Raw genomic sequence first — 22,006 nt, 5'->3', positions numbered from 1 at the left:
AAGCCTAAAAGCACGTCATGCTTCGACAAGCTCCGCATCATTCCGCCGCCGGGCCCCGAAAAAGCCCGCCGCCAGTCCGGGGCGTAAACCGAGGGACGTTTTTCTGTACCGGATCAGCAACCGTGCTTTTAGCTTTTCTCCATCAGCCCGTGCTTGGCGGCGTACTGCACCAGCCCGGCGGCGTTGGGGGCCTGGGTTTTCTCCAGCAGGTTTTGGCGGTGGCCCTCCACGGTGCGGCGGCTGATGAAGAGCTGCTCGGCAATTTCGGCGGCCGTGCGGCCCTCGCAGATCAGCTGCAGAATTTCCTTTTCGCGCGGGGTGAGCTGAATGATGTCCCGGCGCACGGCGGGCTCGGCGGCGGGCTTGGCGGGGTGTTGCACGCTCAGCATCAGCGCCCTCGATACCTGATCGGTGAAGTGGTAGCCGGTGGTGAGCACCTCCTCGATGGCGCGGCGAAGCTGCTGCTGGTCCACGTCCTTGGGCAGGTAGCTGCGCGCCCCGAGCTTGATCATCTGGGTGATAAACTTATCGGCCGAAAACATCGACAGCACGATGATTTTCAGGTCGGGATACTCCTGTAACAGGCGCTGGGCCACCTCGGGCCCGTCGATGCCGGGCATCTGCAGATCGAGCAACAGGATGTCGGGCACGCGCTGGCGGAAGGCGGTGAGTAGCTCGGGCAGCTCGGCCGTATCCACCACCGACTCCACGTAGGGCAGGGTTTTTAGAATGAAGGCAATGCCCTGCCGGAAGAGTTTATGGTCGTCGAGCAGGGCAATTTGAACCGGAAAATCAATGTTGGGCATGGGCTAAGTAGGCGGTGGTTGTGGGAATCTCGATGCTAATCCGGGTGCCTTGCTGCGGGGCCGATTGGCTGAGCAGTTGCGCGCCGAGCATGCGCACGCGCGCGTCGATGCTGCGCAGGCCGGCCCCGCCGCTGGGCAGCGTGGCCCGGTCGAAGCCGCAGCCGTCGTCGGCCACGGTGAGGGTGAGCCCGGCGTCCTGCGGCTGCAGGCTCACCGTGAGCAGGGTGGCGCCCCGGGCGTGTTTCATAGCGTTGTTGACCAGCTCCTGGCAGATGCGGTACAGCGCCAACTCCTGCTGCATGGGCAGCACAGCGGCGTAGTCCAGCGTGAGCTGCACCCGGAGCGGGCCCGCCTCGTCGCTGACCTTGGCCAGGTGGCGCAAGGCCTCGGCGAGGCCGAAGTGGGTCAGTACGGCGGGGTAAAGGTTGTGGGAAATGCGCCGGGTATCCTGCACCGCCGTGCTCAGAATATCGGTGACCATGGTAAACAGCTCGGTGTGGCCCTCGGGCGCCATCTGCTCCAGCCGGTGCACCAGCAGCTTGGCCGTGGCAATGGTGGAGCCGATGCCGTCGTGCAGGTCGCGCCCGATTCGTTCCCGCTCGTGCTCCTGCGCCTCGATGGTGGCGGCCAGCAGCTGGTGCTGGTAGGCCATTTCGGCGGCGCGCTGTTGCTTCTGCTGCCGCAGCAGGCGCTTCTGATACACCACCAGGAAGCCCACCAGCCCCGCGCCGAGCAGCAGCATCAGCACCACCGCGCTCAGCAGCAGCCAGCTGAAGGTTACTTCTTCCGGGGTAGCCATAGGGCCAGGGAAATGCAGCAATACAGCACCATGTAGAGCACCGCGTGAATGGCCCACACGGTCATGTTGAACTGCTTGGAGTAATTCAGAAACAGAAAGTTGCTGAAGAGGAAGATGTGCACGTCGCCGAGAAAATAGAGCAGCAGCCCCAGCGACACCCAGAACATCGGCTCGCGTTCCAGGTGCTCCACCGCCAGCTCGTTAAGCAGCTTGCGGAAGTACAGGCCCAGAATGCCCAGCACCAGCATGCTTTCCACCACGCGCAGCGTGGAGCCCAGAGCGGCCAGATCAGCCGTGAGCAGGCTCGCCGTCAGAATGTACAAGCCAAACCCGCCCACCAGCCACGGGGCCACCCGGGCGAAAGCGGCCGAGCGCAGCTCCTCCCGGTAAAGCAGCACCAGCAAGCCAAATTCGCCAACGGCGTAAATGGGCTGCAGAAACAAATTCGGCCGGTGCTGCCACCAAAGCAGGCGCGACACGGCTTCGGTAAACAGCGTCATCGCGGTTAGCGCCACTAGGTAGCGCAGCGTGCGCGGCAGCTGCCGCCACCGCAGCAGCCCAATAGCCCCGGCCAATACGACCGGGGCTACCGAAGCTTTCATAATCAGCAGCTGAACCGAGCCCAGCAGCACACCGGCTACCATGCGTAGGGGAAGTAACTGTAGTGCAACAAAAGCTGTGAACCCGCGGGCTAGCAGGTATAGGGGCAGGGCATGGAAATGTCGAACACGGGCTCCGACGTTTGGCCCGGGCTGTAGAGCTGCAGTACCAGCCCCAGGGTGCGCATTTCCACGTCGCCCGTCGGCGTGTTCTGGTAGTATTCGTGCAGGCCGAAGCGCACGTGCAGGTCCGCCTGGGCGCCGGCTTGCAGCCCGAAGAAGGGACGGATAAAGTCTTCGGCTTCGAAGGTGTAGCCTTCCAGCGGACTGCCGTATACCTCAAACATGCTGGGCTCGACGTTCGTCAATACTTTCCAGTTGTCGAGCCACACCTGAGCCAGCGAGTGGGGCACTTCCGCCGTGGGCAGCGAGGGCGGCACGGTGCTGCTCCAGTAAGGGAAGTTGACGTAGTACGAGGAAATGCGGAGGTTATTGCTGTCGGCCGCAAACAGGACGACGGCGAAATGCAGTAGGCTCGTTGCCGCGTCGGGCAGCAGGCAAAACTTGGCTTTTATCCGGTACAGGCCTATCGTCGATACGAGCTTGGTGATTTGGTCAATGGGAAAGCTCACGTACTGCAGCAGATCCGTGCCGCCGCTAAAGCAGCCCTGCAGCAGTTCCAGGTTGTGAGTGCTGACGGCTTGCTGCCATTGGCTGGTGCCGTTGTCGAACTGCTCCTGTGTGATTATTCCGGGAGTTTCAGTAACGTTCATAGGATTTTGGAAGAGTTGTTTGGACCGATCAAAGTTAGAATTTGGCGGTAACAAAACGGCATTATTCTTTGATATCACCCCGCAGAAGCGGTTTTTCACCGGAATTCGGCCGCCATATCGGATGTTGTTTCAATATGGGAAAAGCCCCGATTCACCTAGTAGTCTGTGTATAAGCTGTCAAGCGTTGCCACGCTGCCTGTTGGGGCGTCAATGCTTGAAAAAGTCCGGCTCAATCCCAAAATGACACACTGCCAGAGAGCCTCCTGTATGGAGGCTGGCCGTGCAGCGCCGGGGTGTACGGCGAAAAACGCGGCCACGCGGCGCGTGGTGGCGCCGTGGTCGTGCCTGTTTGTTCACCACGCAGCAGTCCGACGCCTTAGCGCGCCGCAAAATCGGGCAGCAGGCGCAGGCACACGGGCGCCGGCACCTCGGCCGAATACCCGGTAGGCCGCAGCCGGCCGCTGGCCGCATCCACGTGGTAGCTGAAGATGTTGTTGGAATTCTGGTTGGCCACCAGCAGCAGGCGGCCGTCGGGAGCGAGGGTGAAGTTGCGCGGCGTTTTGCCCTGGGTGCTCACGTGCTCCACCAGCGTGAGGCGGCCGGTGCCCGCGTCCACGGCCAGTACCACCAGGCTGTCGTGCCCACGGTTCGAGCCGTACACGAAGCGGCCGTCGGGCGACACGTGCACGTCGGCGCAGGCGTTCGGGCCGGTGAAACCGGGCGGCAGGGCCGGCACCGTGTGCAGCTCCGCGCAGGTGCCCGTCGTAGCGTCGTAGCTCAGGGCCGTGATGGTGGAATTTAGCTCGTTGATGAGGTAGGCCCAGCGGCCGTTGGGGTGGAACGCGAGGTGACGCGGCCCGGCGCCGGGCTGGGTGCGGAAGGCCGTTTTGGGCGGCAGCTGCAAGGCCGCCGCGCCGTTCGTCAGCGGGTAGCTCAGCACTTGGTCGTTGCCCAAATCCACGGCCAGGGCGTAGCGGCCGGCCGGATCGGGCAGGATGCAGTGGGCGTGGGCGCGGTCCTGGTTTTTGTGCGGGCCCGCGCCCTGGTGCTGATCAATCACGGCGGGCGGGTCCAGCTGCCCGTCGGCCCGCACCGGCAGGGCCGACACGGTACCGCCGAAATAGTTGGCTACCAGCGCCGCCCGGCCGCCGGGCGTGAGGCTGACGTAGCAGGGGCCGGCCCCGCCCGAGGGCTGCTCGTTGAGCCCGCTCAGCGCGCCCGTGCGCTGATCCACGGCAAAGGCGCGCACCGAGCCCGAGCTCTGACCCTGGAACTCCAGGCTGGCATTGATGGCGTAAAGGAAGCGGTGGTCGGCCGAGAGGGTGAGGAAGCCGGGCTTCAGGCCCCCGCGGAAACCGGCCACGCGGGTCAGCTCGCCGGTGCCGGGGTGCAGGCGGTAGAGGAACAGGTTGTCCTGCTCGGCCGGGCCGTAGGTGCCGATGTAGAGCAGCCAGTCGGCGGCCGGGCGGCTGGCGCGGCCGCTTACGCAGCCGGCCAGCAGCGGGCCGGCCGTCAGCAAGGCAGTGCGTTGCAGAAAGGCGCGGCGGGTCCAGGTCGGGGAGGGGGTCATGGGCAGAGGTGGGCCGGCGGCCGGCGCGGGGTACGGGGTGCAAGGTAAGGTCTGGTGGTAATCCGGCCCCATGCCTGTTCCGGCGGCCGTGGGCCGCTGCTTCGGCGGCAGGAGCATCACATATGCAGGTGAAACGCGCCATTGTGCCGGGCCAGGCGGTATTTTCGCCGCAGCGGGGCTGCATCACCGGTCGGTGCCGCCTTCATCCCCATACCACCCCGCCGCTATGAACAAGCCGCCGTTTTCGCTGCCCGCGGTACTGGGCCTGCCGCTGCTGCTCAGCGCCTGCGCCACGGCGCCTCCCGCCGCCCCGGCGCCCCACCCACCCGTCGATGCGGCCCTGTACCGCACCATTGCCCGGCTCGACAGCGCCATGTTCGTGGCCTTCAATCAGCACGACGCGGCTAAGCTGCAGACGTTCTTTGCCGAAGACCTGGAGTTCTACCACGACAAGGGCGGGCTGGCCAACTTCGGGGAGACCATGCAGGGCTTCCGCCGAATGTTCGAGCAAAACAAAACCACCGGCCTGAACCGGCAGCTGGTGCCCGGCACCCTGGAAGTATTTCCGATTAAGGGCTACGGGGCCGTTGAAACCTACCAGCACCGCTTTTGCCACCAGGAGAACGGCAAGGACGACTGCGGCACCTTCCGGAACATGATGGTGTGGCGCCTGCGCGACGGGCAGTGGCAGGTCACCCGCGTCGTCAGCTACGACCATTAGGCGGCCATTACGTGGGGGCAGCGGGGCGGGGCATCCGCTCATGCACCGGCTAAATACGTTGTAAGTGCTATATTATCAGTTGGCTGGCTCCTGTTGCCGTGGTTGATAAGATCAGGTGCCAGGGCCGTATCGGCAACCGAATCTGACCTAACCCCGCTGGCTATGCAACGCAGATACTTCCTTCGGACTTCCCTGGCGGCCCTGCCGCTGGCCGCCGCGCCCGTTGCCCTGGCCCCGCCCGCCGCCGACCGCAACACCCGCGGCTTCAAGGCCAGCGCCGGCGAAGGCCGCTACCACGGCCACCTCCAGCTCAAAGGTGTCAACCAGAACATCCTCGACGTGAAAGTGTCGGGCAAAGACACCAACGGCGACCTGGCCATTTTCGAGCAGACCAGCCGCTCCCAGGGCCGCGGCACCCCGCTGCACGTGCACCTGGGCCAGGACGAAATTTTCTACGTGCTCGATGGCGAATACGCCTTCCAGGTAGGAGAGGACCGCCACCGCCTCCGTACCGGCGACTCCATCTTCCTGCCCCGCCACGTGCCCCACGCCTGGACGCAGGTGAGCCCCCGCGGCCACATGCTGGTGACCATGCAGCCCGCCGGCAAGCTGGAAGAGTTTTTCGTGGCTATGGCCGCCCTCAAAACCGAGCCGACCCCGCAGGAAGTGGCGCAGCTGTTTGCCGCCCACGACATGAAGGTGGTCGGCCCGCCGCTGAAGGTGGACTGAGCGCCGCCGCGCCGCCGACGTGGCGCCGGATTGGTATCTTGGGCCACGTTGGCCGCCTCGTGGCCGCTCAGTCGATTAATCCTGATGAAGCTGTTTGTGACCCTTATCCTCGTGCTGACCACGGCCGTGGCGGCGCAGGCCAAATGCTACGGCGTCAACCTGGAGTTCTGGCCCAAATCCGGCAGCATCCGGCCCAATGCCGTTTTCTTAATCGAAGGCTTCGAGGCCAGCCAGCCGGTAGTCAGCGGCCTGCGCACCACGCACCAGGCCTACCTGCAGGCGGACGGGCAGCGCATTCCGCTGGACGTGCAGGAAATTCTGGTCGGCCAATTCCAGCTCACCCAGGCCCTGCTGCGGCCCCGCCGCCGGCTGGTGGTGGGCACCCAGTACGAGCTGATTGTCGTGGAGCGGGCCCGGCCCGCGGAAAGCATCATCTGGCGGCACAAAGGCTCCCGCACGTTTCAGGTGAAGTACACCGTGGAGGCGGGCCCCGACCGCGCCGCGCCCGCCTGGCTGGCCCCGCCGACCGAACAAGCCAAGCACTACGAAGAATACGGCTGCGGCCCGGCCGTGTCGGTGGAGTTTGCCGCTGCCGCGCAGGACGAATCGGTCTGCCTGGTGCGGGCCACCGTGCGCGACGAAGCCACGGGCCAGCGCACCACCTGCTACCTGCGCCCCGCCGCCGCCGGCCGCATTGCCGTGGGCCACGACATGTGCTCCGGCGCGTTCGAGCTGGAAAAGGGCCGGCACTTCACCGTGACGTTCGGGCTGCTGGACGCCTCGGGGAATACCACGCCCTGGACTGGCAAAGCCATTGCGTTTGACCGGCCCGATATACCGGGAATGTAACGGAAGCACCGCCCCGCCGCTGCCCGGGCCGCTGGGGAGACTATTTTGATAAACGTTAGGCGGATGGAATTTAGACTTGCTGAACATCAAGAGCCAGGCGCGGATGTATATCTCACTATTGAAAATCCCACACCTGAGCAAATCAGAAAAGGGTTTAGGGTAGATGAAATTTGGTATGGCGACCATTTTATCTTGTCAGACGAATCTGGTAATTTACTCATTGCTGTAAACGTCACTGGTCCCTACTTGTCGCCAAATGAACCAGGTGAATTTCTGTTGTATGACAGGTCGGATTGTTATGTGACAGTGACTCGGGCGCAAGTCATTCTGGCCTTTATTCAGGAGTTATCCAAAGGCCAATTGTAGTAGCTTAACTACCTACCTTGCCAGCTTCAACCGCCACCCGCCAGATTGAAGCTGATGCTCCGCCCGCTCCACCTAGCCTTCCTGCTCCTCGCCGCCGACCCAACCTTCGCCCAGAAGAAGCAGCCAACCAAAGCCGCCAAACCCGCCGAAAACCTCACGCAATACGCTAAGCCCATCGTGGGGACGGCCAAGATGGGGCACACGTTTCCGGGCGCCACCGTGCCCTTCGGCATGGTGCAGCTCTCCCCCGATACCGATACGCTCAGCTACGAGCAGGACGGCAAGTACAACCCCGACGTGTACAAGTACTGCGCCGGCTACCAGTACCAGGACCCCACCATCGTCGGCTTCAGTCACACCCACTTCAGCGGCACCGGCCACTCCGACCTCGGCGACTTCCTCCTGATGCCCACCGCCGGCCCGCTGCAGCTCAATCCCGGCACCGCCCAGCAGCCCGAGCGCGGCTACCGCTCCCGCTTCAGCCACGCTACCGAAGTGGCCGAGCCCGGCTACTACCGCGTCAAGCTCGAAGACCACGACATCCTGGCCGAGCTGACCGCCACCAACCGCGTGGGGATGCACCAGTACACCTTCCCGCAGGCCACCGACCAGGCCCACCTCATCCTGGACTTGATGCACGGCATCTACAACTACCCGGATAAGAACGTGTGGACCTTCGTGCGGGTGGAAAACGACACGCTCGTCACCGGCTACCGCCAGACCAACGGCTGGGCCCGCACCCGCACGGTGTACTTCGCTATGAGCTTCTCGCGGCCCTTCACCGACTACGGCAGCCGCAACTACGCTAAAAAACAGGCTTACCGCGGCTTCTGGGGCAAGTTCGACCAGACCAGGAACTTCCCCGACCTGGCCGGCGAGCAGCTGCGCATGTACTTCAACTTCAGAACCACCGCGGCAGGGGAGAAGGTGAAAGTCAAGTTCGCCCTTTCGCCCGTGAGCACCGCCGGCGCCCTGCAGAACCTGCGTGCCGAAGCCCCCGGCTGGGACTTCGACCGCGTACGCGCCCAGGCCCAGCAGCTCTGGCAGCAGGAGTTGAGCAAGGTGGTTATCGAGTCGCCGAAGCGGGAGGACAAGGAGAACTTCTACACGGCCCTCTACCACGCCTTCCTGAGCCCGACCACCTACATGGACGCCGACGGCCAGTACCGCGGCCTCGACCAGAACAACCACCGCGCCGAGGGCTTCACCAACTACACCACCTTCTCGCTCTGGGACACCTACCGCGCCCTGCACCCGCTGCTAAACCTGGTGCAGCCCAAGCGCAACGGCGACATGGTGCAGTCGATGCTGGCCCACTTCGAGCAGAGCGCCGAGCACATGCTGCCCGTCTGGAGCCACTACGCCAACGAAAACTGGTGCATGATCGGCTACCACTCCGTGCCCGTCATTGCCGACGCCGTGCTGAAAGGCAACGCCCCCTTTGACGCAGGCAAAGCCCTCGACGCCTGCGTGACCACCGCCCGCACCGCCCGCTACGACGGCCTGGGCTACTACATGCAGCTGGGCTACGTGCCCGAGGACAAAAGCGGCTCCTCCGTCTCCAAAACCCTCGAATACGCCTACGACGACTGGTGCATCGCCCAGATGGCCCAAAAGCTCAACCGTCAGGACATCTACCAGGAGTTCAGCAAGCGCGCCCAGAACTGGCAGAACGTGTACGACCCGCGCATCGGCTTCATGCGCCCGCGCTTGGCCGACGGCTCCTTCCGCCCCAGCTTCGACGTGCTGAGCACCCACAACCAGGGCTTCATCGAGGGCAACGCCTGGAACTACAGCCTCTACGTGCCCCAGGACCCGGCCGCGCTCATTGCCAAGATGGGCGGCAACCGCCGCTTCACCGAGCACCTCGACTCGCTGTTCACCATGCACCTGCCCGATAAGTTCTTCGCCGAAACTGAGGACATCACCCGCGAGGGCATCATCGGCAACTACGTGCACGGCAACGAGCCCGCCCACCACGCCGCCTACCTCTACAACTGGACCGACCAGCCCTACAAGACCCAGGCCCGCGTGCGCATGATCCTGCCCAAGATGTACCGCCCCACCCCCGACGGCCTCGGCGGCAACGACGACTGCGGGCAGATGTCGGCCTGGTACATCTTCTCCGCCCTGGGCTTCTACCCCGTCGCGCCCGGCTCCCCGGAGTACGCCCTGGGCAGCCCCGCCGTCCACGGCGCCACGCTCAGCCTGGAAAACGGCAAAACCTTCCGCATCACGGTGAAGAACCAGAGCGACAAAAACGTCTACGTGAAGGACGCCCGCCTCAACGGCCAGAAACTCACGCGGCCGTTTCTGGCGCATCAGGATATCGTGAACGGCGGGGAGCTGGTATTTACGATGGCCGCGCGGCCGTGAGACACTAAGGAATTATGAAGATTGACAATCGTTATTGCGCATAAGAAATGAAAATCAGAAAACTGAAATTTAGTCGTGTCGGCTGTAGTTTACTACCCAGCACTGCTCTAGCTATTGTTTCTCTGTTGAATTCTTGCAATCCAATGGGAAGCCCCAAAAAGTTTGATTGGCATAAAGTGTGGGTGAAAAACAGAGGAAAACTAGTTTCGCTCACGGAGGATGTTAAGATAAACGGGGGTGAAAAATATGAAGTAGGTAATAATGCTTTTGCTGATGGATTTCCATATCCCTTTGATGAAGGCTTTTCTATCAAAGGTAATGGGAAAATTGATACGTCAAGACTTTTGATTACATACTACTTGGACCGTGGAATAATGGGCCATTACTCGGCATTCGTTTATACAAATGATTCTACTGAGGTAAGAAAAATGGATGCAAAGGTAAAAATGTCAGCAAATGATTATAAGTTGGAAACTAACTGGTATATCGTAAATGACTGACAAGAATACTGCTTGGCGCGAGTTCAGCGCAGTGTAGTTCGTGGCGCGGTATCAGGAAGCTGCGCCTCCACTGCCGCCCCAGAGGCAAGCCGGCGTCGCGTCGTTCGGGTGGGGAATTTGGACATAACACTCGATTAAAAATCAATTGTATGGAAGCTCTGGTTGTAATGTTGTTCTTAAGCTTGCCTACTTTCCTGATTTGGCGTCGGGTAGTCACTAGATGGACGAAACAGCCCGCTTCGAGAAACATAGCTGCTGGTGTTGTTACCATCTTAATTACCCCAATAGTTTATGCTGGAATAATTGCTGCTTGGTTTGCTGTTGCCTCCTATTATCCCGAACATGACTTTGATAGAAAGAAATGGCTTGCTGACAAAGAGAAAAGACATAAAATGTCAGAAGATATTATTGATAGTAAATTATTGATTGGCAAATCAAAGGAAGAAGTTCGGCAGCTACTGGGCGCCGAGGCTGGGAGCAACAACACGGATGAAGATGATTACTGGCGCTATTACTTAGGCTACGTTCCAAGCATAATGGGTATTGATTATGATATTCTGGATATCTATTTTGAAAATGGGAAAGTGGTTAAAGTTGAGCAGCACCAGTCTTAAACAAGCCTTGCCGTAGCATCTTCGCAACCAACCATGACCCAAGCCGAAATCCTCAAGCACTGCCAGTGGGACGACCTGGACTTTGCCACCCTCGCCGTCGATTCCGCCCTGCTGGGCCAGTCCGTCACCGTACGCTTCATGCCCGCCTTCGACTCCGGCCGCGTTATTACCGAGCAGATGGTGGCCGTGCTCAACGACTTCCTGGCCCTGACTCCGGCCGAGCTGCCCCGCGTCAAGCAGCTGCTGTGGGACGACTGCCAGAGCGACTTCGACAACATCGACTACGGCGTGCAACCCGGTGAGGGCGAAATCTACCAGCAGGTCAACCGGCGCGAATTCGGCATCTACAACGCCGAAGACGCCTACGCCAAAAGCAATCTGCAGCACCTCTCCATCCCGGAGGAAGAGCTGGGGCTGCGCCACCGCTACGGCGCCATCGACTTCGAACCGGAGTGGGCCGGCCACGGCTGCAGCATCATTATGCAGGACGGCCGGCTCATCGCCGCCTACTCCAACGACTGGCACTTCAGCCAGTACGAAAGCGCGCAGGAGTAAAAATGCCTCGTGGCTGCGCGGGTAGTGGAACCCGCCGCAGCCTGCCTGCAGTGGTAGCCCGGATCGACGGCGTCGACGAGACGACTTGACGCCTTGCCACCGCGTTCAAACATCTTGTCACTTGCGGTGAACCCATTGACACCTTGTGCAAGGTCATTGACACTCCGGTCAAACGCCTTGTCACCTCGCGCCAAGTCATTGACAGCCCAGTTGAACCCATTGACACCTCGTGCAAGGTCATTGACGCTCCTATCAAACGCGTTGTCACCTTTGCGCAACGCCTTGACGTGCTTGGCAAGCGCCTTGTCATCCCATTCCAACGCGTTGACGCCGCGTGCAAACGCATTGTCACCTGCCCCTCCTGGCGCGCGTTAAGCGCCGCTTAACTCGTGTCCAGCCCTGACGTGGAGGCTGCCCCTCCACTGCCGCCCCAGCGGCAAGCCGGGGCCGTTCGGGCGTATGCGGTAAGGCTCTTGAATGAGGCAGCCGCCAAGTCCAGGTCACGCAAAAACGCCCTGCCGAGCGGTTGCTCGACAGGGCGTTTTCCTTGGGGTGTCGCCGAAGCTACTTCGCACCGGCGTACCAGTTGCGCAGCCGCACGTCAATCTTCTTGTCGCCCGCGTTGACGGTTTTCTGGAAGGCTTCCACGTCGCTCAGCCCGTTCTGGCCGCGGTAGTGGTAGGGGTACACGATGCCGGGCTTGAAGGCCAGTACGCCCTGCGCCGCCTGCTGCACGTCCATGGTGTAGGGCAGGTTCATGCACAAGAAGGCCACGTCGATGTTTTTGAGGGCGCGCATTTCGGGCGTGTCCTCGGTGTCGCCGGAGAGGTACACGTTTTTGCCGCCCAGGCCCAGCACGTAGCCGTTGCCCCGGCCCTTGGTGTGCATGGCGTCGGGCGCTTCGGGCAGGTTGTACATCGGGATGGCCGTGATGTTCAGGCCCAGCGTGTCGAGCTTCTGGCCGTTGCGCAGCACGCGCACCTGCTTTTTGTACTCGGCCGGCAGCTTCTCGGCCACGGCCGGCGGCACCACCAGCAGCGCCTTGCCCACCGCCAGGCCGGCCAGCGTCTTCGGGTCCAGGTGGTCGGGGTGAATGTCGGTGATGAGCACCACGTCGGGCGCGGCCAGGCCGGCGTAGCCTTCAGCGCCGCCGTAGGGGTCGACGTAGATGGTCTTGCGGTTCCAGCTCAGCACCACGCTGCCGTGGGTGATGGGCTGCACCGTGAGCGGGCCGTTTTTGGTGGCAATCTGGTCGGGGGCTACGCGCGGGGCCGCCGGCGTCTGGGCGAGTACGGGCGTGGCCAGGGCCGGCAGCGCGGCCAGCAGCAGGGGGATAAGCTTCATCGGGTTTGGTTCGTGGTGAGGTAAGGAGAGGCGCGGACGGCGCGTTGATTTCCGCGCCGCCCCGAGCCTGACCATAACCCGGTGGGCCGTGACAAGTTTTGCGGGTGACCGGCGGCCGGAGCGGCGTTGGCTCGCGCGAGCCGCTTAGAGCGTGGTTGGATTTTGCTGAACAGGCCTCCAGCGCGTCATGCTGAGCTTGCCGAAGCATCTCTACCGCTTCGTCTGGGCTCGTTCAACGAGGCGGTAGAGATGCTTCGGCAAGCTCAGCATGACCAAAACCTAAAATCCCCAACACGCTCTTATTCGGCGCGAGTTACGCGGCGCCAAACGCGCGCCAGACCACGCGCTGGCCCGAAACCCCGCCCCGCCGCTACCTTGCGCCATGAACCGCATTGAGCGCCTCTTCGGCCTGACCACCCTCCTGCAGGCCAAAAAATACGTCCCGGCCGACGAGCTGGCCGCGCAGTTCGGCATCAGCGTCCGCACGGTGTACCGCGACATCAAGGCCCTGGGCGAGCAGGGCATCCCGGTGAGCTTCGAGCCCAACAAGGGCTACTTCCTGGTGCAGGGCTACTTCCTGCCGCCGGTGGCCTTCACCCCGGCCGAGGCCAACGCCCTGGTGCTGCTCGAAGCCCTGGCCGCCACCCTCACCGACGCCAGCATCCAGGCCCACGTGGGCACGGCCCTCAGCAAGGTGAAAGCGGTGTTGCGGGAGCCCGACCGCACCCGGCTGGAGCAGTTTACTAGCAGCATCCAGCTGCACCTGCCCGAGTACTTCCGCGGCCCGGCCGACTACCTGGCCCCCCTGCAAACGGCCCTGGCCGAGCGCCGGGCGGTGGAGCTGGAGTACTGCGACAAGGCCGGCCAGTGCAGCCAGCGCTACGTCGAACCCATCGGGCTGGCCTTCTACAACTTCGCCTGGCACCTCATCGGCTGGTGCCAGCTGCGCCAGGCCTACCGCGACTTCAAAGTGGCCCGCATCCGCCGGCTCACGGCCACCTCCCGGCCCTTCAGCCGCGCCGAGCACCAGCTGCTCACCCAGTACATAGCCGAGCTGCACCTACCGCCGGCGGGCTAAACTTTTTTTTCGGGGCCGGAAACCGACTGCCATAGGGCTGTCAGTGGGCGGGTGGTGCTTTGCAGCATCATCCATCTTTTTTCAAGCCCCATGAAATTTGTTTCTGCCCGCATCATCACCGCCGACCTCCCGCGCCTGGTGCAGTTTTACGAGCACGTCACCGGCCTCGCGGTGACCCGCTACACCGAGGATTTTGTCGAATTGCTGACGCCCACCGCCACCCTGGGCCTGGGCACCCTGCGCACCCTGGGGCCGGAGGGCAGCGCCGCGCTGGTCCAGCCGGCCGCCAACCGCTCGGTGTTCCTGGAGTTCCGCGTGGCCGACGTGGACGCCGACTACCAGCGCTTGGCCGCCGCCCTCGACCCGGCGGCCGTGGTGCAGGCGCCCACCACCATGCCCTGGGGCAACCGCTCCCTGCTCCTGCGCGACCCGGACGGCAACCTGGTCAACCTGTTCGCGCCCGTCACCCCGGAGGCCCGGCGCCGCTACGACGGGTAAGCCCCGGCGGGCGGGCAAGTTGGCAGCCCGCCCGCTGGAACTCTCCCCATAATCCTGCAAATTGTGGCTCCACGAGTCCACCAACAACCACCATGAACGAGCACGAAAACGAACCGGCCAACACGCCATCGGCCACCGCCGCCACGCCCAAAGTGACGGGAATCGGCGGAATCTTCTTTTTCTCGGATAATCCGAAAGAAACGCGGGAATGGTACGCCAACAATCTGGGAATCGAAGTCAACGACTGGGGTTCGACGTTTGAATCCAGAAACCTGGATAAACCCGACGAAGTCAACGCGCTGCAGTGGACTCCCTTCAAAAAAGGCAGCGACTATTTCGCGCCTTCCGCCAAGGAGTTTATGATTAACTACCGGGTGCAGAATATCGAAGGGCTGGTAAGCAAGCTCAAGGAAAACGGGGTGACCGTGCTTGACGAAATTGCGAGCTACGACTACGGAAAATTCGTGCACATCATGGACGGGGAAGGCAACAAAATTGAGCTGTGGGAGCCTAGCTGATAGCGCCGGCCAGAGCGTGTTTGGATTTGACCTAAAAGGCCGGCTGAACGTCCTGCGAAGCCCCGCGAAGCTCTCTGCCGAACAACGAAGCGGGAGGGATGCTTCGCGGGGCCCCGTATGCTCCACCCCTGAATGTTCAAGCGCACTGCCTCAGAGCAGGGCCGAGAGAATGTTGATGCCCAGGGCCAGCACGGTGGTGTTGTAGGCGAAGGAGAGCAGGCTGTGCAGCATCACCAGCCGGCGCATGGTCTTGGTGGTGATGAGCACGTCGGAGGTCTGGGCCGTAATGGCAATGCCCGAGGCCAGGTAGGCGAAGTCCCAATAGCTGCACGGCGGCGCGCCGGCAAAGCGGAAGCCGCCCCGCTCGTGGCCCGGCCGGTCGGGGTCTTCGCAGAAGTACAGGTGGGCATAGCGCAGCGTGAAGAGCGTGTGCAGCAAAAACCACGAGCCCACCACCGAGCCCACCGACAAGAGCACGTACTGCAGGCGCTGCTGGTAGGCCAGGTCGTCGAGGCCGTGGAGCAGCAGCAGCACCGCGCCCAGGCTGGCCACGCTGCCGAGTACCAGCAAGACCGACATCAGCGTCCAGTTCTTGTGCGGGTCCAGGGCCCGGGCCGAGCGGCGAATGAAGCCCAAATCGGCGTGGGCCATGAGGTGCCAGGACATGGCCAGGGCGCTGACCACGTAGCCGTCCCAGGCCAGCATCAGGCGGGCGCCCAGCTTGAAATTGGGCGGGGCCAGCAGAAAGGCGGCCAGCCCCACCAGCAGGCCCAGCAGCAGCCGCCAGGTGCGGCCCCGGGCGGAAAGCTGCGCCGCCACCACCGGGGCGTGCAGCTTACGGGCAACGGGGGAAATCGTGTTCATGGCGCAGCGGCCCGCGGGCAGAACGGCCGGTACTTAAAGATAACCCATTTCGGATGGCTGTGGTACTGTAATTTTCTCCCGAACCGCGCCGGGCAGCGCAGGACCATGGGCGGTCGACGGGACCGTTGAAATCGTACCCTGGCTGTGCCTTGTTCCGGCGAATATCTTTGCCGCAGCGGCATCCCAGGCCGCCCTGCCCATGACGACCCTCGACACGCCCCGCCTGCTGCTGCGCCCCTTCACCGCCGCCGACGCCCCCGGCATCCTGGCCCTCGACTCCGACCCCGCCGTGCTGCGCTACGTGCCCATGCCGCCGATGACCTCGCTGGAACAGGCCGCCAAGGTGGTCGACTACATCCTCGCCCAATACGCGCGCAACGGCCTGGGACGCTGGGTGGTGGAACGCAAAGAAGACGGCGCCTTTCTGGGCTGGTGCGGCCTCAAGTACGTGGACGACGCCACCACCAACGGGCGCATCAACTACCACGACCTGGGCTACCGCCTGCTGCCCCGGCACTGGGGGCAGGGCTACGCCTCCGAGGCCGCCGCGGCCAGCCTGCGCCACGGCTTCGACACCTTGAAACTGCCCGAGCTGCACGCCACCGTGATGCAGGGCAACGTGGCCTCGCAGCGGGTGGTGGAACGGCTCGGCTTCGGCCGCACGGCGGAGTTTGAGCAGGACGGCGCCACGTGGTACTGGTACGAGCGGCGGAATAACGCGGGCGCCCCCGGAGCCAGCGGACAGTGAGCCACCCGAGCCGAACGTTGTGCTGAGCGCGGCCGACGCATGACGGCGAGAAGGGGCGCCGAACGGCTTGTTTCCCGGCCACGGCCCGTTTAGCTGAGCAGCGTCAGCAGGTCTTCGCGGCTGAAGGTTTTGAGAAGGGCGGCGTCGGTTTTCACCAGCTCGTAGGCCAGCTCCCTCTTGCCCTGCTGCAGGGCCATCATCTTTTCCTCCACCGTGTCGGGGCAGATGAGGCGTACGGCCACCACGGGGCGCGTTTGGCCGAGGCGGTGGCTGCGGTCGATGGCCTGGTTTTCCACGGCCGGGTTCCACCACGGGTCCACCAGGTACACGTAGTCGGCGGCGGTCAGGTTCAGGCCCACGCCGCCGGCTTTCAGGCTGACGAGAAACACGCGCACCGATTCGTCTTCCTGAAACGCCTGCACGGCCTCGGCGCGGCGGCGCGTCTGGCCCGTCAGCACCCGGTAGCCGATGCCGCGGGCCTCCAGCTCGGGCCGGATGAGGTCGAGCATGCCCACGAACTGCGAAAACACCAGGATTTTGTGCTGCGGGGCGCGGGTTTCCAGCTCTTCCAGCAGCACCTGCAGCTTGGCCGAGCTGCGGCCGTAGTCGGCCTCGTCGGGGAGCAGGGCGGGGGCGTTGCAGAGCTGGCGCAGGCGCGTCAGGCCACGCAGCAGGTGCAGGCCTTGCTTGCCGGGCAGCTCCTCCAGCTGGCCCATGAGGCGGGCGCGCACGTCCTGGCGGCAGGCTTCGTAGAGGCGGCGCTGCTCGGCGTCCAGCTCGCAGTAGAGCACCATTTCCGTCTTGGCCGGCAGCTCGGCGGCCACCTGGCTTTTGGTGCGGCGCAGCACGAAGGGGCTGATTTTCTGCTGCAGGGTCCGGGCCCGCTTCAGGTCCTTGAACTTGTCGATGGGCAGCGCGTACTGGTCGCGGAAGTGCTGGCGGCTGCCCAGCAGGCCGGGGCAGGCAAAGGAGAGCAGGGCGTAGAGGTCGGTGGTGCGGTTTTCCACCGGCGTGCCCGTCAGCACCAGGCGGTGGCGGCTCTGCAGCAAACTCACCGCCTTGTAGCGCTGCGAATCGGGGTTTTTGACGGCCTGCGCCTCATCGAGCACCACGTAATCGAACCGGTACTCGCGCAGCCAGCGGATGTCGGCCAGCACCGTGTGGTAGGTGGTCAGCACGATATCGGCCTCCTCAAATGCCGAGGTGCCGGGGCGGCTGCTGCCGTGCAGGGTGCGCACCCGCAGCGTGGGGGCAAACTTGGCCGCTTCGGCCTGCCAGTTGAACAGCAGAGACGTGGGCACCACCACCAGCGAGGCGCCGCGGTGGCCCTTCTCGCGCCGGTGCAGCAGCAGGGCCAGTACCTGCAGGGTCTTGCCCAGGCCCATGTCGTCGGCCAGGATGCCGCCGAAGCCGAAGGTGCTCAGGAAGCTCAGCCAGCGCAAGCCCAGCAGCTGGTACTCGCGCAGGGTGGCCCGCAGCGCGGCGGGCGCGGCCACGGGCGCAATGCCGGTGAAGTCGGCCGCGGCGGCCTGGTACTGGGCCACGCGGGCGCGGGCGGCCCGGGTCAGGGCGGCCGGGTCGTAGAGCTCCAGCAGGTTGGAGAAGCCCACGCTGGGCGTGCGCAGCCGTTCGTCCACCACCTCGCCGGCGGCGAAGTAGGCGGCAAACCGGGCCACCCATTCCTCGGGCAGCAGGCCCTGGGTGCCGTCGTCGAGCGGCACGTAGCGGCTGCGCTGGCGCACGGCTTTCTGCAGGTGGCGCAGCTTGGCCTGCTGGGGCCCAAAGCGCACCAGCAGCTCGGTGTCGAACCAGTTGTTTTCGCCGCAGTGCACCTGCACCGATACCTCGGCGCGGTAGGCGTTCAGGCGGTTCTGGCGCAGCTCGTTGAAGCCCAGGATGCAAATGCCGGCGTCGCGCCACTGCTCGAAAGCGGCCAGAAACCAGTCGGGCTGCAGGAACTGGGTGCGCGGCAGGTACAGCGCGTCCGAAGGCTGGACCAGTTGGGCCGCGAAATCCGGGTGCTGGTCGATTAGCGCAGTCAGGACGCGCTGCTCGGCCGCCGCGTCGCGCTGCACCACGAAGGCCCGGCCCAACTCGTCGGTGGCGTAGAGCTGCTGGCGCGAGCGGACGGGCACCTCGCGCGGGCCGTAGCGCATCACCGGCAGCAGCTCCACGTGGGCGCCGCGCTCGGTGAGGTAGAGCAGGGCTTCGGGCGGGGCGTCGAGGCCGCTGGTTTGGGCCTGGACGGGCGTGGCCGGGCGGGCGTGGTGGTAGCTGATGTGCAGGCGCGCTTCGAGGCCCGCCAGCACGTCCTGCCGAAACTCCACGAAGCGGCTCTGGTGAATCAGCAGGGTGTTGTTGCGGCGCTGGAAGAACTCCACCACCCGCCACACGTGCAGGTCGTCGAGCAGGTAGTAGGCGCCGTGGGCGGCCACGAAGTACTCGAAGGCCACGCTCAGCTCGCGCAGGTCGAAGGGCTGGTCGTGGAGCAAGAGCTGTCCGCTGATTTCGTAGAATTCGTCGCGCTGGCGCACTTCCAGGCGCACTTCGGGCGGCACGCGGCGCAGCTCCACGGGGCGTAGCGAGGCGGCGTTGGGCTTCTCGGCCACCTCGGCGTCGTGGGCGAAGACGGGCAGCGCGGCCGGGTTCAGCACCACCGCGCGCAGGGCCTCCAGGGTGGCCAGGGAGCGGGCGTCGTCGTAGTTCTGCTGCAGCCGGGCCAGGCCCGAATAGAACTTCACCAGCGCCGGATCGGCCAGGCCCCAGACTTCGTCGAGCGGGTTGAGCAGCGCGACGGGGTTCTTCAGCTTGCCAGTGGCGGTGAGGGCGGCCTCGGCCAGGTGCAGCTGCAGGTGCCCGTAGTAACGGTGGCGGCCGAGCACCACCAGCCGCGCGGCCCCGGCCGGACCGGTGGGCGTGGGTGGGGCGGCGGGCAGCAGCTGCGCCATCAGCTCCTGCTTGGCGGCGGGCGTGACGGGGTACAGCGCCGCCTGCCGGGGCGTTATCGTCAGGCCGGCTTTGGGGTCGTAGCGCAGCTCGAAGTGCGCGTCGAGGTCGACGGCCTGGTCGAGGCCGTAGTCGCGGGCCAGGGGGCGCAGATAGGTGTGGCGGGCCGGTGCATCGAAAAACAGGCGCAGCTCCTTGCGCTGCAGCACGGCCAGCAGCACCTCGGCCTGGTGCGCGCAGAGGCCCGGCAAAGGCTGGCCGCAGGCGCAGCTCAGGTCCAGGCCCGCCGCCGTCTGCGTCACCGTCACCGGCGGAAACGGCGTTGCGCCCAGGCCTTCTACCACCCGGCTGAACGTACCCGCGTCGAGCGTCAGCGCTTCGGGCTGAATGGCGCGGGGGCGGGCTTCGGCGGGCAGGGGCGCGGCCGCGTGCAGCTCCACCACGGTGCTGGTGAGCGTGGACACGGCGAGGCCGGGCAGCTGGTAGCGGTGGGGCGGGGGCGAGTCCGGGGTGAGGAGGGCGTCGTCCGGGAAGAGCAAGGGCAGGAGGCGTAACAAGCGCGCCGGCGCGGCCGCTACGGCAAAGATACCGGCCGCCGGCCGGGCCCGAAAAACCCGGCCGGAGGTAGCCTGTGGCTGGCCGGTTTCGTACACCACTAGTAGGAAGCCGCCGCGTCCGGCGGCGTCTCCGCGTCATCTCCTAGTCGCTCTCACCCGCATGGAACCCAAGCCGCAACCCACCCCGAACCCGTCCGCGCAGCCCAACCCTGCCGATACCACCCTGCCCACCAAGGGCAGCGCCGATAGCCAGAGCGCCGACCAGGCCCCGGCGCCCAGCGGCCCGCGCCCCGACAGCACCCCCGACGCCGGTCAGGCCCCGCCCGCCGCGCCGGAGTCGTCGGGCGAAACGCCCACCGCCGAAAGCGAAGCCGCCGATGATGCCGCTCCCGCCGCCGACCCTTCCGCCGCCGATATTCAGCCCGACACCCAGGGCGACGTGGACCCCGGCGCCAGCAACACCGGCGACGTGCAGCCGCTGTAAAAGCCCTACCGTTCTGTTTCCTGCCACCGTTCAACCCTACCGCAATGAGCTACTACCCGCAATCCGCCGATAAAGCCCGCAATCAGCCCACCGACGGGCGTTCCAAGACTCCCCCTCAGCCCCACCGGGCGCCCAACGACTTCCTGGACTACAACCACGGCCCCGACTCGTACCAGGCCGATACCCCCGCTGCGCGCCGCCACTCCAGCCGCGGCTGGAGCGGCCCGGATTCCTCCCACGACCAGGGCCGGCGGTAGCGTACTTTCCCCCCGGAGCGCCTGGGTAAACGGCCCGGCAGCACTACGCTGCCGGGCCGCTTGCTTACCCGCCCGCAAAGGCGGTACTTTCGAGTGGCTCTCAATTCCAACCTTCACGCATGGCAAGCAGCTTTATCGGCCTCGGCGACGACGTAGGGTTCTGGGCGCGGGACGGCTTTGTCGAGGCCATCCAGCTGTGCCTGGTTGCCGAAATCGAAGTCCGCCGGCTGGATACCGAGCCTTGGCTGCTGACGTACAAGCGCCGCCTGGCCCTGCAGGCCTTGCCCCTGATTTACGGTGGCACGTCGCTGGAGCTGGACGAGCACCTGACTACGGCGGCGCGCCGGGAGCTTATCTGCCAGCTGAACGAGCAAATCATCCGGCGTATCCGGCAGGAGCCCGATTACCTGACCGGCCCCACCCTGCACCGCTTCCGGCACCGGGCCATGCAACTGCTGTGGGAAACGGGCGAGCTGGTATTCGAAAGCAAAGAAGACTTCCAACGAGCAGTAAACGACGGTGGCTGGCAGCATTCGGCCATTCAGGAAGTAAAACGCAACTACCTCCACGGTTTTGTACTGCTGAACCGGCTGCTGAAAGGCCGCCTGCACGCCCGGGTCGATTCGCCCATCGACTACTGGCCGTGCTAAGCCGTGTGGACAGCAAGCCAAAAGACCGTCATGCTTCGACAAGCTCAGCATGACGGTCTGGGAAGCACAGAACCCCCTTTTTGGTTAGTGTCCACAGACCCTAAACCGAAAACGCCCCGCCGGAACCTGGTTCCAGCGGGGCGTTTTCGGTCGATTTCAGCCGTGCTACGGCACCTGCAGCGAGTTCATGATCTGCTGGGCGGCGGGCTGCCACTGCTTCTGCAGCCGCTCCACGCAGTTGAAGGTGCATACCAGCACCTGCCCGCCGGCGTCGGTAATGAACATGAGGTTGTACACCCGGTCGTTGGGCTTGTCACTCAGGGGGACGTCCGCCATAAACTCCAGGTACACCACCTGCCGGCCGTTGATGGTCTTGAGGCCGTGGCCGAGGTCCTTGAAGCCGGGCTGGCGAGCTGAAAACGCCTTCACCATTTTGTCGGCTATGTCGGCCGACAGCTGCGCCTGCGTCATCGGGTTCGGGCCCTGCCGAAACGCCAGGTTCACGGCCAGGGCGTTGTCGGAATAGGCTTCCTGCGGGCCGCCCTGGATGGGGTACTTCAGGCTGATGGCGTCCTTGTCGAGGGGACGGAAGGCGGCGGGCACCAGGATGCGGGCCCGGCCGCCGGCCACCGGCCGTAGCGTGAGCGTCCCCGGCGTCTGCTGCGCCGTGGCGTCGGGGTGTTGCAGCACCTCCGCCTTGCGCAGGGTGTCAGATGGGGCGGCCGGGGTGGTTTGGGCCTGGGCGGTGGCGCTCAGCAGGGCCAGCAGGCCAGGCAGCAGACCAGAGCGAAGATAAAATGCCATG

At 64.5% G+C, this 22,006-nt stretch carries 24 protein-coding genes; 15 read left to right on the top strand and 9 right to left on the bottom strand.

The window, feature by feature from the left end; genetic code table 11:
• Positions 1-128 precede the first annotated feature (128 nt).
• The 5 genes from FDY95_RS20325 to FDY95_RS20305 form a co-directional block, all read right to left on the bottom strand.
• Positions 129-806 (bottom strand): response regulator, encoded by a 678-nt coding sequence (locus FDY95_RS20325; protein WP_138080403.1) that lies wholly within the window; start codon positions 804-806, stop codon positions 129-131.
• Positions 793-1,605, bottom strand: coding sequence for a sensor histidine kinase (locus tag FDY95_RS20320; RefSeq protein WP_138080401.1), 813 nt, complete (start codon positions 1,603-1,605; stop codon positions 793-795). The genes FDY95_RS20325 and FDY95_RS20320 overlap by 14 nt, the downstream gene beginning before the upstream one ends.
• Complete coding sequence (locus tag FDY95_RS20315; protein ID WP_171025770.1) at positions 1,584-2,207, bottom strand: hypothetical protein; 624 nt, start codon at positions 2,205-2,207, stop codon at positions 1,584-1,586. The genes FDY95_RS20320 and FDY95_RS20315 overlap by 22 nt, the downstream gene beginning before the upstream one ends.
• Before the next feature lie 89 nt (positions 2,208-2,296).
• Positions 2,297-2,977, bottom strand: coding sequence for a hypothetical protein (locus tag FDY95_RS20310; RefSeq protein WP_138080397.1), 681 nt, complete (start codon positions 2,975-2,977; stop codon positions 2,297-2,299).
• Positions 2,978-3,353: 376 nt separating this feature from the next.
• Entirely contained in the window at positions 3,354-4,547 is a 1,194-nt protein-coding gene (locus FDY95_RS20305) for a lactonase family protein (RefSeq protein WP_171025769.1), read from the bottom strand.
• 226 nt (positions 4,548-4,773) lie between these two features.
• Here FDY95_RS20305 and FDY95_RS20300 point away from each other — a divergent pair, with 226 nt between their 5' ends.
• From FDY95_RS20300 to FDY95_RS20265, 8 genes are all read left to right on the top strand, one after another.
• On the top strand, positions 4,774-5,268 hold the full coding sequence (locus tag FDY95_RS20300; protein ID WP_138080393.1) for a nuclear transport factor 2 family protein: 495 nt from the start codon (positions 4,774-4,776) through the stop codon (positions 5,266-5,268).
• A gap of 162 nt (positions 5,269-5,430) precedes the next feature.
• Positions 5,431-5,997: a cupin domain-containing protein gene (locus FDY95_RS20295; protein ID WP_138080391.1), complete on the top strand. Its 567-nt coding sequence runs from the start codon at positions 5,431-5,433 to the stop codon at positions 5,995-5,997.
• An 84-nt stretch (positions 5,998-6,081) separates the two neighbouring features.
• Entirely contained in the window at positions 6,082-6,846 is a 765-nt protein-coding gene (locus tag FDY95_RS20290; RefSeq protein ID WP_138080389.1) for a hypothetical protein, read from the top strand.
• Positions 6,847-6,909: 63 nt separating this feature from the next.
• Positions 6,910-7,212 carry a hypothetical protein gene (locus FDY95_RS20285; protein ID WP_138080387.1) on the top strand — a complete coding sequence of 101 codons (303 nt, stop codon included), beginning with the start codon at positions 6,910-6,912 and terminating at the stop codon, positions 7,210-7,212.
• A 54-nt stretch (positions 7,213-7,266) separates the two neighbouring features.
• Complete coding sequence (locus FDY95_RS20280; RefSeq protein WP_138080385.1) at positions 7,267-9,588, top strand: GH92 family glycosyl hydrolase; 2,322 nt, start codon at positions 7,267-7,269, stop codon at positions 9,586-9,588.
• Between the two features lie 47 nt (positions 9,589-9,635).
• The gene (locus tag FDY95_RS20275) at positions 9,636-10,088 is read left to right on the top strand and encodes a hypothetical protein (RefSeq protein WP_138080383.1); all 453 of its coding nucleotides are present in this window, start codon (positions 9,636-9,638) and stop codon (positions 10,086-10,088) included.
• A 149-nt stretch (positions 10,089-10,237) separates the two neighbouring features.
• Positions 10,238-10,702 carry an outer membrane protein assembly factor BamE gene (locus FDY95_RS20270; RefSeq protein ID WP_138080381.1) on the top strand — a complete coding sequence of 155 codons (465 nt, stop codon included), beginning with the start codon at positions 10,238-10,240 and terminating at the stop codon, positions 10,700-10,702.
• A 33-nt stretch (positions 10,703-10,735) separates the two neighbouring features.
• Entirely contained in the window at positions 10,736-11,257 is a 522-nt protein-coding gene (locus FDY95_RS20265; RefSeq protein WP_138080379.1) for a DUF6985 domain-containing protein, read from the top strand.
• Positions 11,258-11,821: 564 nt separating this feature from the next.
• Here the strand turns inward: FDY95_RS20265 and FDY95_RS20260 are convergent.
• Positions 11,822-12,601, bottom strand: a complete 780-nt coding sequence (locus tag FDY95_RS20260; protein WP_138080377.1) for an MBL fold metallo-hydrolase — start codon at positions 12,599-12,601, stop codon at positions 11,822-11,824.
• 382 nt (positions 12,602-12,983) lie between these two features.
• Here FDY95_RS20260 and FDY95_RS20255 point away from each other — a divergent pair, with 382 nt between their 5' ends.
• The 3 genes from FDY95_RS20255 to FDY95_RS20245 all read left to right on the top strand — a co-directional run bounded on the left by FDY95_RS20255 (position 12,984) and on the right by FDY95_RS20245 (position 14,695).
• A complete protein-coding gene (locus FDY95_RS20255) occupies positions 12,984-13,679 on the top strand; it encodes a helix-turn-helix transcriptional regulator (RefSeq protein ID WP_138080375.1) in 696 nt (231 codons plus the stop codon).
• Positions 13,680-13,769: 90 nt separating this feature from the next.
• Positions 13,770-14,177, top strand: a complete 408-nt coding sequence (locus tag FDY95_RS20250) for a VOC family protein (protein WP_138080373.1) — start codon at positions 13,770-13,772, stop codon at positions 14,175-14,177.
• A 92-nt stretch (positions 14,178-14,269) separates the two neighbouring features.
• The gene (locus tag FDY95_RS20245) at positions 14,270-14,695 is read left to right on the top strand and encodes a VOC family protein (protein ID WP_138080371.1); all 426 of its coding nucleotides are present in this window, start codon (positions 14,270-14,272) and stop codon (positions 14,693-14,695) included.
• 150 nt (positions 14,696-14,845) lie between these two features.
• Here the strand turns inward: FDY95_RS20245 and FDY95_RS20240 are convergent, their stop codons facing one another.
• Positions 14,846-15,559 (bottom strand): DUF1345 domain-containing protein, encoded by a 714-nt coding sequence (locus FDY95_RS20240; RefSeq protein ID WP_138080369.1) that lies wholly within the window; start codon positions 15,557-15,559, stop codon positions 14,846-14,848.
• A 199-nt stretch (positions 15,560-15,758) separates the two neighbouring features.
• Here FDY95_RS20240 and FDY95_RS20235 point away from each other — a divergent pair, with 199 nt between their 5' ends.
• On the top strand, positions 15,759-16,307 hold the full coding sequence (locus tag FDY95_RS20235; RefSeq protein WP_138080367.1) for a GNAT family N-acetyltransferase: 549 nt from the start codon (positions 15,759-15,761) through the stop codon (positions 16,305-16,307).
• Between the two features lie 89 nt (positions 16,308-16,396).
• Here FDY95_RS20235 and FDY95_RS20230 read toward each other — a convergent pair whose 3' ends face one another.
• Positions 16,397-19,792 carry a DEAD/DEAH box helicase gene (locus FDY95_RS20230; RefSeq protein ID WP_138080365.1) on the bottom strand — a complete coding sequence of 1,132 codons (3,396 nt, stop codon included), beginning with the start codon at positions 19,790-19,792 and terminating at the stop codon, positions 16,397-16,399.
• A gap of 178 nt (positions 19,793-19,970) precedes the next feature.
• Between FDY95_RS20230 and FDY95_RS20225 the strand changes: the two genes are divergently transcribed.
• The 3 genes from FDY95_RS20225 to FDY95_RS20215 all read left to right on the top strand — a co-directional run bounded on the left by FDY95_RS20225 (position 19,971) and on the right by FDY95_RS20215 (position 21,201).
• Positions 19,971-20,294: a hypothetical protein gene (locus tag FDY95_RS20225; RefSeq protein WP_138080363.1), complete on the top strand. Its 324-nt coding sequence runs from the start codon at positions 19,971-19,973 to the stop codon at positions 20,292-20,294.
• Between the two features lie 44 nt (positions 20,295-20,338).
• Positions 20,339-20,551: a hypothetical protein gene (locus FDY95_RS20220; protein WP_138080361.1), complete on the top strand. Its 213-nt coding sequence runs from the start codon at positions 20,339-20,341 to the stop codon at positions 20,549-20,551.
• A 119-nt stretch (positions 20,552-20,670) separates the two neighbouring features.
• Complete coding sequence (locus FDY95_RS20215) at positions 20,671-21,201, top strand: hypothetical protein (protein ID WP_138080359.1); 531 nt, start codon at positions 20,671-20,673, stop codon at positions 21,199-21,201.
• 165 nt (positions 21,202-21,366) lie between these two features.
• On the opposite strand, the gene FDY95_RS20210 is transcribed toward FDY95_RS20215, so the two are convergent.
• The gene (locus FDY95_RS20210; protein ID WP_138080357.1) at positions 21,367-22,005 is read right to left on the bottom strand and encodes a hypothetical protein; all 639 of its coding nucleotides are present in this window, start codon (positions 22,003-22,005) and stop codon (positions 21,367-21,369) included.
• Position 22,006: the final 1 nt, after the last annotated feature.

This window comes from Hymenobacter jeollabukensis (assembly GCF_005771675.1).
Lineage (GTDB): Bacteria > Bacteroidota > Bacteroidia > Cytophagales > Hymenobacteraceae > Solirubrum > Solirubrum jeollabukense.
Note: the sequence above shows the minus strand (reverse complement) of the source record. Positions and strands in the feature narration are given on the sequence as shown.

Bases quoted from the DNA above. Each gene is read 5' to 3' on its own strand.
- FDY95_RS20305 (WP_171025769.1), bottom strand. From the start codon at position 4,547: ATGACCCCCTCCCCGACCTGGACCCGCCGCGCCTTTCTGCAACGCACT.
- FDY95_RS20255 (WP_138080375.1), top strand. From the start codon at position 12,984: ATGAACCGCATTGAGCGCCTCTTCGGCCTGACCACCCTCCTGCAGGCC.
- FDY95_RS20295 (WP_138080391.1), top strand. From the start codon at position 5,431: ATGCAACGCAGATACTTCCTTCGGACTTCCCTGGCGGCCCTGCCGCTG.
- FDY95_RS20315 (WP_171025770.1), bottom strand. From the start codon at position 2,207: ATGAAAGCTTCGGTAGCCCCGGTCGTATTGGCCGGGGCTATTGGGCTG.
- FDY95_RS20310 (WP_138080397.1), bottom strand. From the start codon at position 2,977: ATGAACGTTACTGAAACTCCCGGAATAATCACACAGGAGCAGTTCGAC.
- FDY95_RS20280 (WP_138080385.1), top strand. From the start codon at position 7,267: ATGCTCCGCCCGCTCCACCTAGCCTTCCTGCTCCTCGCCGCCGACCCA.
- FDY95_RS20210 (WP_138080357.1), bottom strand. From the start codon at position 22,005: ATGGCATTTTATCTTCGCTCTGGTCTGCTGCCTGGCCTGCTGGCCCTG.
- FDY95_RS20245 (WP_138080371.1), top strand. From the start codon at position 14,270: ATGAACGAGCACGAAAACGAACCGGCCAACACGCCATCGGCCACCGCC.
- FDY95_RS20290 (WP_138080389.1), top strand. From the start codon at position 6,082: ATGAAGCTGTTTGTGACCCTTATCCTCGTGCTGACCACGGCCGTGGCG.
- FDY95_RS20320 (WP_138080401.1), bottom strand. From the start codon at position 1,605: ATGGCTACCCCGGAAGAAGTAACCTTCAGCTGGCTGCTGCTGAGCGCG.
- FDY95_RS20250 (WP_138080373.1), top strand. From the start codon at position 13,770: ATGAAATTTGTTTCTGCCCGCATCATCACCGCCGACCTCCCGCGCCTG.
- FDY95_RS20275 (WP_138080383.1), top strand. From the start codon at position 9,636: ATGAAAATCAGAAAACTGAAATTTAGTCGTGTCGGCTGTAGTTTACTA.
- FDY95_RS20235 (WP_138080367.1), top strand. From the start codon at position 15,759: ATGACGACCCTCGACACGCCCCGCCTGCTGCTGCGCCCCTTCACCGCC.
- FDY95_RS20220 (WP_138080361.1), top strand. From the start codon at position 20,339: ATGAGCTACTACCCGCAATCCGCCGATAAAGCCCGCAATCAGCCCACC.
- FDY95_RS20300 (WP_138080393.1), top strand. From the start codon at position 4,774: ATGAACAAGCCGCCGTTTTCGCTGCCCGCGGTACTGGGCCTGCCGCTG.
- FDY95_RS20265 (WP_138080379.1), top strand. From the start codon at position 10,736: ATGACCCAAGCCGAAATCCTCAAGCACTGCCAGTGGGACGACCTGGAC.
- FDY95_RS20325 (WP_138080403.1), bottom strand. From the start codon at position 806: ATGCCCAACATTGATTTTCCGGTTCAAATTGCCCTGCTCGACGACCAT.
- FDY95_RS20225 (WP_138080363.1), top strand. From the start codon at position 19,971: ATGGAACCCAAGCCGCAACCCACCCCGAACCCGTCCGCGCAGCCCAAC.
- FDY95_RS20215 (WP_138080359.1), top strand. From the start codon at position 20,671: ATGGCAAGCAGCTTTATCGGCCTCGGCGACGACGTAGGGTTCTGGGCG.
- FDY95_RS20285 (WP_138080387.1), top strand. From the start codon at position 6,910: ATGGAATTTAGACTTGCTGAACATCAAGAGCCAGGCGCGGATGTATAT.
- FDY95_RS20260 (WP_138080377.1), bottom strand. From the start codon at position 12,601: ATGAAGCTTATCCCCCTGCTGCTGGCCGCGCTGCCGGCCCTGGCCACG.
- FDY95_RS20270 (WP_138080381.1), top strand. From the start codon at position 10,238: ATGGAAGCTCTGGTTGTAATGTTGTTCTTAAGCTTGCCTACTTTCCTG.
- FDY95_RS20240 (WP_138080369.1), bottom strand. From the start codon at position 15,559: ATGAACACGATTTCCCCCGTTGCCCGTAAGCTGCACGCCCCGGTGGTG.